Origin of the sequence: Amycolatopsis sp. NPDC051903 (genome assembly GCF_044452505.1) — a bacterium.
Classification (GTDB): Bacteria; Actinomycetota; Actinomycetes; order Mycobacteriales; family Pseudonocardiaceae; genus Amycolatopsis.
On the sequence record NZ_JBITBT010000007.1, the window covers coordinates 318246 to 327217 of the forward strand.

Annotated in this window: 7 protein-coding genes; 4 read left to right on the top strand and 3 right to left on the bottom strand. The window is 72.2% G+C overall.

Annotated features, from left to right (window positions below; genetic code table 11):
• Nucleotides 1-6 precede the first annotated feature (6 nt).
• Nucleotides 7-1002, top strand: coding sequence for an asparaginase (locus ACIA77_RS19705; RefSeq protein ID WP_395887322.1), 996 nt, complete (start codon nucleotides 7-9; stop codon nucleotides 1000-1002).
• 2 nt (nucleotides 1003-1004) lie between these two features.
• Here the strand turns inward: ACIA77_RS19705 and ACIA77_RS19710 are convergent, their stop codons facing one another.
• The 3 genes from ACIA77_RS19710 to ACIA77_RS19720 all read right to left on the bottom strand — a co-directional run bounded on the left by ACIA77_RS19710 (nucleotide 1005) and on the right by ACIA77_RS19720 (nucleotide 3411).
• Nucleotides 1005-1484, bottom strand: coding sequence for a cysteine dioxygenase (locus tag ACIA77_RS19710; RefSeq protein ID WP_395887323.1), 480 nt, complete (start codon nucleotides 1482-1484; stop codon nucleotides 1005-1007).
• Between the two features lie 197 nt (nucleotides 1485-1681).
• Nucleotides 1682-2707 (bottom strand): NAD(P)H-dependent glycerol-3-phosphate dehydrogenase, encoded by a 1026-nt coding sequence (locus ACIA77_RS19715; protein ID WP_395887324.1) that lies wholly within the window; start codon nucleotides 2705-2707, stop codon nucleotides 1682-1684.
• Entirely contained in the window at nucleotides 2707-3411 is a 705-nt protein-coding gene (locus ACIA77_RS19720) for a lysophospholipid acyltransferase family protein (protein ID WP_395887325.1), read from the bottom strand. The genes ACIA77_RS19715 and ACIA77_RS19720 overlap by 1 nt, the downstream gene beginning before the upstream one ends.
• Before the next feature lie 113 nt (nucleotides 3412-3524).
• Here ACIA77_RS19720 and cofC point away from each other — a divergent pair, with 113 nt between their 5' ends.
• Genes cofC through ACIA77_RS19735 form a run of 3 tightly spaced genes read left to right on the top strand, consistent with a single transcriptional unit; the run spans nucleotide 3525 to nucleotide 7643 of the window.
• Nucleotides 3525-4157, top strand: coding sequence for a 2-phospho-L-lactate guanylyltransferase (cofC, locus tag ACIA77_RS19725; protein ID WP_395887326.1), 633 nt, complete (start codon nucleotides 3525-3527; stop codon nucleotides 4155-4157).
• 55 nt (nucleotides 4158-4212) lie between these two features.
• Nucleotides 4213-6699, top strand: coding sequence for an RNA degradosome polyphosphate kinase (locus ACIA77_RS19730; protein ID WP_395887327.1), 2487 nt, complete (start codon nucleotides 4213-4215; stop codon nucleotides 6697-6699).
• A complete protein-coding gene (locus tag ACIA77_RS19735; protein WP_395887328.1) occupies nucleotides 6696-7643 on the top strand; it encodes an NUDIX domain-containing protein in 948 nt (315 codons plus the stop codon). The genes ACIA77_RS19730 and ACIA77_RS19735 overlap by 4 nt, the downstream gene beginning before the upstream one ends.
• Nucleotides 7644-8972: the final 1329 nt, after the last annotated feature.

The following is an 8972-nucleotide window of genomic DNA, read 5'->3' on the forward strand; positions in this document are numbered from 1 at the left end:
GCGGGCATGACTCGTGTTCTCGTCGCCGTCGCCGCGCTGGGCGGCACCATCTCCATGGCCCCGGGCCGCTCGCTCGAAGACGGGGTGGTGCCGCGGCTGACCGCCGAGGACCTGCTCGGCGAACTCGGCGCGCACCTGCCCATGGACGTCACCGCGGCCACGCTCGCCGGGATCTCCAGCGCGTCGATGGACTACGCCACGCTGCTGCGCACCCGCGCGTGGGGCCTGGAGCAGGTCGCGGCCGGCGCGGCGGGGCTCGTGGTGGTGCAGGGCACGGACACGCTGGAGGAAACCGCGTGGTTCTTCGAACTGACGTGGCCCCACGACGTGCCGGTGGTCGTCACCGGCGCGATGCGCAACCCGAGCCTGCCGTCCGCCGACGGACCGGCGAACCTGCTCGCCGCGCTCACCGTCGCCGCTTCACCGCGTAGCCGCGGGCGCGGCGCGCTGGTGGCCTTCAACGACGACGTGCACGCGGCCCGCTGGGTCCGCAAGGCGCACGCGAGCCACGTCGAAGCGTTCTCGTCGAACCCGGCGGGACCGCTCGGGCTCGTCGCCGAGGGGTCCGTCCACTACTTCCACCCCGCGCCTTCGCGCGCGGCCGCGGTGCCGGTGGACAACGCGGACTTCGCCGGTCTCGTCCCGTTGCTGGAAGCGGGGATCGCCGACTCGGGTGAGCTGCTGTCGCTGGTGCTCGACGCCGGCGCCCGCGGCGTGGTCGTCGCGGCCAGCGGTGTCGGCCACGTCTCCACGGGCACGGCCGACGTGATCGCCGCCGCGGAGGTACCGATCGTCATCGCGACGCGCACCGGCGCCGGCACGACGTTCCGCGGCACCTACGGCTTCCACGGTTCCGAGTCGAGCCTGATCAAGATGGGCGCCACGATGGCCGGCTGGCTCGACCCGCGCAAGTCCCGCGTGCTGCTGCAAGTCTTGCTCGCCACGGGTGCCTCGCCCGAGGCCATCGAGGCCGAGTTCCGGCTGCGCGGCGACCTGGACTGAGGTCAGTCCCGGACGGGCCCGCCCAGCGGGTCGAGGTGGAACGGCCGCATCGCCCGCGGCCCGTCGCGGTAGACGTGCACGCTGATCGCCGGGTCCGGACCGGCGTTGCGCACCTCGTGCACGTAACCGGGTCCGAACACGCGCGACTGGCCCGCCGCCAGCGCGTGCACCTCCGTCACGGCGCGGCCGTCGGGCGAACGGCGCGCGACCGTCTCCGTCAGCCGGCCGGACACGACGGTGAACGCGCCGCTCGCGAACGCGTGGTCGTGCAAGTCGGTGTGCTGGCCGGGGAGCCAGGACAGCAGCCAGACCTCCTGGCCCCCGGCGGAGTCGACGAGCGCGGCGAAGCGCTCGTCGGGGTCGTAGCGCAGGAGCCCGGCCCAGCGTTCGCGGTCGGCGGCCACCTCGAGGGCGACGCGCACCGGGTGGCGCAGGGCGGGGTTCTCGGGACGCAGCAGCGTGTTGTCCGGGACGGCGAACATGAAGGGGTTCCTCGCAGGCGAAGGGTGTCGAACTGGGCCGGGGCTGGGTTCACCGACAGCAGCGACACGACGACGACGCCATGACGGGGCCGAGGTCGCAGGACCCCCGCCGCACAGTCATCAGGCACGTCAGCACGCCGACAGCGAACCAGCACCGGCGAAGCGGGTCAACCGGTTCCCACCCTCTGGGAGCAAGATCAGCGCCACTCGTGCTTCTGCGAGCGCCCCAGCAGTTCCGCGCCGGCCTGCCGGGGGTCAACCCCTTCGTGGCACACGCGGTGCATCGCGTCGGTGATCGGCATGTCGACCCCGCGGCTGCGCGCGAGTTCTCGGATCGACGAGCACGACGTCACACCCTCGGCGACCTGCCCGCCCCCCGCGGCCTGCGCCTGCTCCAGGGTGTCGCCGCGGCCGAGCCGTTCGCCGAAGGTGCGGTTGCGCGACAGCGGCGACGAGCACGTCGCCACGAGGTCACCGAGGCCGGCGAGGCCCGCGAACGTCAGCGGGTCGGCGCCGAGCTTCGCGCCCAGGCGCGCCATTTCCGCGAGTCCGCGCGTGATCAGCGTCGCCATCGTGTTGGCGCCGAAGCCCATCCCCACGGCCATGCCGCAGCTGAGCGCGATCACGTTCTTGCACGCGCCACCCAGCTCGACACCGACGACGTCGGTGTTGGTGTAGGGGCGGAAGTACTGGTTCGAGCTCGCCCGCTGGATCGCCATGGCGCGCTCGTGGTCGGCGCACGCCAGCACAGCGGCGGCCGGCTGCGCGGCGGCGATCTCGCGCGCCAGGTTCGGGCCGGACTCCACGACGATCTCACCCGGGTCGACCTTCGCCAGCTCGGCGATGACCTCGCTCATGCGCTTGAGCGTGCCCAGCTCCACGCCCTTGGCGAGGCTCACGAGGATCGCGTCGCGCGGCAGCAGCGGCTGCCACGCGGTGAGGTTCGCGCGCAGGCTCTGGCTCGGCACGCCGAGCACCACGGCCTGGGCGCCGTCGAGCGCCACGGCCGGGTCGGCCGTCGCCGTGATGCGGTCGGGCAGCCGGGTGCCGGGCAGGTACGACTCGTTGGTGTGGTGCGCGGAGATCTCCGCGGCGATCGACTCGCGCCGCGCCCACATCGTCACGTCGCGGCCGGCGTCGCCGAGCACCTTCGCGAACGCCGTGCCCCACGAGCCGGCGCCGAGCACGGTCACCCGCTGGACGTCGGTGGCGAACGCGGCCATCAGGCGCCGTCCGCCGGCTTCTTCGCGGGCGGTTCCTCGTGCCGGATCTCGCCCAGCAGCCGGGTCACCTCGTCCATCATCAGCTTGGTGACCTCGCGCAGCGTCGAGGCGCTGCGGGCGTTCGCGCCGGCGTAGGCCGACAGGTCCAGCGGGTCGCCGACCAGGTGCGTCACGGTCTTGCGCGGGAACGGCGTGAACTTCTTCGTGTAGCCGTTGAAGATCTGGTTGGTGCCCCAGCGCGCGATCGGGATCACCGGCACGTCGTTCTGCAGCGCGAGCCGTGCGACCCCGGTGAAGGACTCCTTGGGCCAGCCGGCCGGGTCCTTCGTGATCGTGCCCTCGGGGTAGATCACGATGAGCTTCCCCTCGGCCAGCGCCTCGTGCGCGGCCTTGAGGCTGTCGCCCGCCGCGCTCGACCCGCGCGCCACCGGGATCTGGCCCGAGCCGTCGACGATCTTCCCGAACACCGGGACGTGGCGCAGGCTCTCCTTGAGGAAGAACCGCGGCACGCGCTTCTGGCGGTGCACGAACACGGCGTCGACCACGGGATCCAGGTGCGAGATGTGGTTCATCACCAGCACCGCGGGCCCCCGCCTGGGGATCTTCTCCGCCCCGACGTACACCCGCTTCCCGATCGTGGTCAGCGGGTAGAACACAACGGCGGCCAGCCCCACCCAGAAGCCGCCCTTCTCGCGCCGTGCCAAGTCTCCTCCTCGATCGGTCTGCTCTCCGGCAGATCCTGCCGCCCCGGGGTTCACGCAGTCCAGGGAGGGTGCGCTCACCACGCGCCGCGCCGGGATCGGGTAAAGATGGACGGGTGGACGTGGACCTGGTCGTGCCGTTGAAACACCCCCGTGAGGGCAAGTCGCGCCTGCGCGGCGCGCTCGCCGGGGTGGCGCACGCCGAACTGGTGCTGGCCCTGGCGTACGACACGCTCGCGGCGGTGACGTCGGTGGCCGCCGTGCGGCGCGTGCTGGTGGTGGCCGCCGACCCGGCCGCGGTGTCCGAACTGGCCGGTCTGGGCGTGGAGCTGGTGAAGGAGTCGCGCGACGGCGGGCTGAACGAAGCGCTGCGTCACGGTGAGGCTCTCCTGCGCGACGGCGACCCGGGCGGTGTCGTCGGCGCGCTGCAGGCCGACCTGCCGGCCCTGCGCGCGGGCGACTTCGCGGCCGCGCTGGCCGAAGCGGCGGGGCGGCGCGCGTTCGTCGCGGACCGCCAGGGCACCGGCACGACGCTGCTGCTGTCGGCGCCCGGCGCGCCGCTCGGCCCGCGATTCGGTGCCGGTTCCGCCCAGCGGCACACGGCTTCCGGCGCCACCGCACTGGCCGCCGGCCTGGTTTCCCTGCGCAGCGACGTGGACACTTCGGACGATCTTCGGCACGCGGCCGCGCTCGGCGTCGGCAAACGCACGGCCGCGCTGCTGCCCACCGAGCCGGTCCCGATGGATTGAGGTGTTCATTTGACCTTCACCGCGGTCTGCGCAAACGGCGCCTCCGTAGTGAACAATGGGCGAGGTGAGCACAGACGACGCCAGCACACCCGCCCGGAACGGACAGCCCGCCCGGCGGAGCAGGGCCAGCGCGGCGAAAGCTGACGCGCCTGCGACCCCGGTGCGCCGCACCAGCGCCGCGCGGAAGACGAACTCCAAGGCCGCCGACGCGGTGAAGACGGCTGCCCGCGCGACCGCCGCCAAGGCCGGCGCGAACGCGGCGGGCAAACCGAAGACCGCGAAGGACCCCGCCGCGAAGACCGAGGCGAAGGAGCCCGGGGCGAAAACCACGCGCGCCCGCAAGACCACCGCGGCCGCGGCCGTCGCCGCCGCGGAGGTGACAGCCCCCGCCCGCCCGGCCCGCTCGCGCCGCGCGGGAACCTTCGAGGGCGCGGTGCCCTCGGCGCCGCCCGCCGTCACCTCGGCGTCGGGGCCCACGGCCGTCGAGACGCTGCCCGACGACCGGTACTTCAACCGGGAGCTGTCCTGGCTCGACTTCAACGCGCGGGTGCTGGCGCTCGCCGAGGACGAGTCGCAGCCGCTGCTCGAACGGGCGAAGTTCCTCGCCATCTTCGCGTCCAATTTGGACGAGTTCTACATGGTCCGAGTGGCCGGCCTGAAGCGCCGCGACGACACGGGCCTGTCGGTGCGCAGCGCCGACGGCCTCACGCCGCGCGAGCAGCTGGACTACATCGCCAAGCGCAACCAGGACCTGGTGGAGCGCCACACGAGCGCGTTCGAAGACCACTTGCGTCCGCAGCTCGCCAAGGAGGACATCCGGCTCGTCGGCTGGGCGGACCTCTCGGGCGCCGAGCAGCTTCGGCTTTCGAGCTACTTCTCCGAGCAGATCTTCCCGGTGCTCACCCCGCTGGCCGTCGACCCGGCCCACCCGTTCCCGTACATCTCGGGACTATCGCTCAACCTGGCGGTGACGGTGCGCGACCCGCAGGGCGGCACCGAACGCTTCGCGCGGGTGAAGGTCCCCAGCAACGTGGCGCGGCTCATGCGCGTGGAACCGGAGCGCGCCAACCGCACGGCGACGTTCCTGCCGCTGGAGGAACTCATCGCCGCGCACCTCGGCGAGCTGTTCACCGGCATGGAGGTCACGGAGCACCACGTGTTCCGCGTCACCCGCAACGCCGACTTCGAGGTGGAAGAGGACCGCGACGAGGACCTCCTGCAGGCCCTCGAACGCGAGCTCGCGCAGCGGCGCTTCGGCCCGCCGGTGCGGCTCGAGGTCGCGGAGGACATGAGCGAGCACATGCTCGAGCTGCTGCTGCGCGAGCTCGAGGTGGACCCGGCCGACGTCGTCGAGGTGCCGGGCCTGCTCGACCTCACCTGTCTGCACCAGCTGTCCGGTGTGGACCGCAAGGAGCTCAAGGACCGGCCGTTCGTGCCGGCGACGCATCCGGCATTCGGCGAGCGGGAGACGCCGAAGAGCGTGTTCGCGACGCTGCGCGAGGGCGACGTGCTGGTGCACCACCCGTACGACTCGTTCTCCACGAGCGTGCAGCGCTTCATCGAGCAGGCCGCGGCCGATTCGAAGGTGCTGGCGATCAAGCAGACGCTCTACCGCACCTCCGGTGACTCCCCGATCGTCGACGCGCTGATCGACGCCGCCGAGGCGGGCAAGCAGGTCGTGGCACTCGTCGAGATCAAGGCGCGCTTCGACGAACAGGCCAACATCACGTGGGCGCGCACGCTGGAGCGCGCGGGCGTGCACGTGGTCTACGGCCTCGTCGGGCTGAAGACGCACTGCAAGGTGTCGATGGTGGTGCGCCAGGAGGGTTCGACCATCCGCCGCTACTGCCACATCGGCACCGGCAACTACAACCCGAAGACCGCGCGCCTGTACGAGGACCTCGGCCTGCTCACGGCCGACCCGAGCATCGGCGCCGACATCACCGACCTGTTCAACGTGCTCACCGGCTACTCGCGGCAGGACACCTACCGCACGATCCTCACGTCGCCCCACGGCATCCGCCGCGGCATCGTGCGCTCGATCGGCGAGGAGATCGAACTGGCGCGCGCCGGGCAGGCGGCCGGGATCCGGATCAAGTGCAACTCGCTCGTCGACGAGCAGGTGATCGACGCGCTGTACCACGCTTCGCAGGCCGGGGTGCCCGTCGACGTGGTCGTGCGCGGCATCTGCGCGCTGAAGCCGGGCGTGGAGGGGCTGTCGGAGAACATCCGCGTGCGCTCGATCCTGGGCCGCTTCCTCGAGCACTCGCGGATCTTCCACTTCCGCGCGGGCGGCACGCACTGGATCGGCAGCGCCGACATGATGCACCGCAACCTCGACCGCCGCATCGAAGCGCTCGTGCGCGTGAAGGACCTGAAGCTCACGAACCAGCTCGACGCCGTGCTCGACTCGGCGCTCGACCCGGCCACGCGCTGCTGGGTCCTCACCGCGACCGGCGAGTGGCAGCCGTTCCCGGCGGCCGGTTCGCAGGTCCGTGATCACCAGGTGGAACTGGCGAAGCTGCACGGGGCCGCCGGATGAGCGTGGACGTCCGCGCAGCCGGTGCGGTGCTGTGGCGCCGCGCCGGCGACGGGATCGAAGTCGCCGTCGTGCACCGGCCCCGCTACGACGACTGGTCGCTACCGAAGGGGAAGCTCGACTCCGGTGAGACCCTCGCCGCCGCCGCGGTGCGGGAAGTGCAAGAGGAAACCGGCTACCGCACCGTGCTCGGCCGGCACGTCGGGCAGACGGCGTACGACGTGCACTCCCGCAACGGCCGCGAGCTGCTGAGCAAGACGGTCGACTACTTCAGCGGCGAAGCCGTGTCGGGTTCGTTCGAGGCCAACCACGAGGTCGACGAGCTGCGCTGGCTCGACCCCGTGACGGCCGAGCGCTTGCTGACGAATACCGCCGACGTCGGCGTGCTGCGGGAGTTCTGCGCCCTGCCGGCCACGCTCACGACCGTGCTGCTCGTCCGCCACGCCAAGGCGGGCAAGCGCGACGACTGGACCGGCGACGACGACCTGCGCCCGCTGTCCGACGCCGGCTTGCGCCAGGCCGAAGCCCTGCGCACCCTGCTGCCGCTCTTCGGCCCGGACGACGTTTTCTCGGCCCCGCGGCTGCGGTGCGTGCAGACGGTTCGCGGTGTCGCGGAGGACCTCGGTGTCGAGATCCGCCACGAGCAACTGCTGTCGGAAGAGGGTTACTGGCCCGACCCCGTCCGCGGGATCAACCGCCTGCTGGCCATCGCCGGCGCCGGCGGCACCCCGCTGATCTCCAGCCAGGGCGGCGTGATCCCGGACCTGGTGAGCGCTCTGGCCGACCGCGACGGCTTGCCGATCTCCGCCGCCCGTGGCGGTGTCGTGCCGAGCAAGAAGGGCTCGCTGTGGGTCCTCTCGTTCCGCACCGGTGACACCGGTCTCCAGCTGGTGGGCGCCGACTACTACCCCAGCCCGCTCCCCGCACCGGCCCCGTCGCGGCACTGACCGGTTTCTGCGCGAAGGCCTCCCCACCGTTGCCGGCGGGGAGGCCTTCCGCCTTTCCGGCAGCCGGGCGGGCCGCGGGGAAGATCGGTGAATGCGGCACTGTTCGAATGCGCTCGAAAAGTGTCGGGCGGCTATTACTTCCCGCCGAGCGGAGCTCGATTCTATAGAGATCGGGATTGGCTTCGGGCCGCCGTTCGGTACAGAAGTCCGCCCGAACGGCGTATCAACCCGGCCTGCTTCGACGCAATATTTCACCCTCGATCGGGCGTGATCACACTGTCGGTAGAACGACTCGGGATCACTGCGCCCGGGCCTTTCACGGCGGGTGGGAACGGGCTCGCGGCGCCCCTGACGGCCGCTGGAGTCCCTGTGCGGCAACGGACTCGGCGGTGCCGCCGGAACGGTCGTCGGAGGGCGCGGAGGCCCGGTGAATCCGCAGCTCAAGGCCATGTCGCGGGGTTGGTCGCGGATGTGTTGGGGCGCAGTCGATCCGCCCGAACCCGCCCCGGCCGCCGGGCAGTAGAGGTGGTGGCGGGAGTTGCCCAGATCCGTGGTGCCCGCATCGGGTTCGCCCCTGGCGGGCGTGGTTGCGGCGCGGCCCGGGCTGCGGCGCGGCAGCTCGACTCCTCGGCCCCGGGCGGTACGAGTGGTGGGGCGGACTTCGCAAGACCTGCGGCGCATCAGACCCGCCTCCACCGGCGCAGTGACAGCACAGCCCACCGAGCCGCCCCCCGGCTCGACTCCTGGACCCCAGACAGCACGAGTGATGGGGCGGACTTCCCAAGACCTGCGGCGCATCAGACCCGCCTCCACCGGCGCAGTGACAGCACAGCCCACCGAGCCGCCCCCGGCTCGACTCCTCGGCGCCGGACGGCACGCTGCGGCGGCGCGAATTTCCCAGGGCCTGCGGCGCGCGCATCGGATCCGCCCCGGACAGCGTGGTCGCGCGGTCCTTGGGGCACGCCGTCGGCTCGGCGCCTCGGTGCCAGGCGGCACGCAGCAGTGGTGGCCCGGCCGGCTTGGTGGTGGCGGGAACAGGCGTCGGTGTTGCAGCACAGGCGGTCCAGCAGCGGAGCCACACCAGCGTCTCGTCAGGCGCGCACCTGGCCTATCCGGAACCGCAGGGGCGCAGCCCGATCAACGCGGGACCTTCCGCCAGCGCCGTCGTGCGGCCAGGCTGGGGGGACCGTTGCCACGCGGCGGATCCCCGAGACGGGCCTGACTTCCCGGAGACGCGGCAGGGCCCCCTTCCTGGTGTGGGAGGGGGCCCTGCCGCGTGTGGTGCGTTGCCCGAGGAGTCTCGGGTGGTGGTGTTACTTCTTTTTCGCG

Excerpts from the sequence above, each read along its gene's own strand:
- ACIA77_RS19705 (WP_395887322.1), top strand. The coding sequence starts at position 7 with ATGACTCGTGTTCTCGTCGCCGTCGCCGCGCTGGGCGGCACCATCTCC.
- ACIA77_RS19710 (WP_395887323.1), bottom strand. The coding sequence starts at position 1,484 with ATGTTCGCCGTCCCGGACAACACGCTGCTGCGTCCCGAGAACCCCGCC.
- ACIA77_RS19715 (WP_395887324.1), bottom strand. The coding sequence starts at position 2,707 with ATGGCCGCGTTCGCCACCGACGTCCAGCGGGTGACCGTGCTCGGCGCC.
- ACIA77_RS19730 (WP_395887327.1), top strand. The coding sequence starts at position 4,213 with ATGGGCGAGGTGAGCACAGACGACGCCAGCACACCCGCCCGGAACGGA.
- ACIA77_RS19735 (WP_395887328.1), top strand. The coding sequence starts at position 6,696 with ATGAGCGTGGACGTCCGCGCAGCCGGTGCGGTGCTGTGGCGCCGCGCC.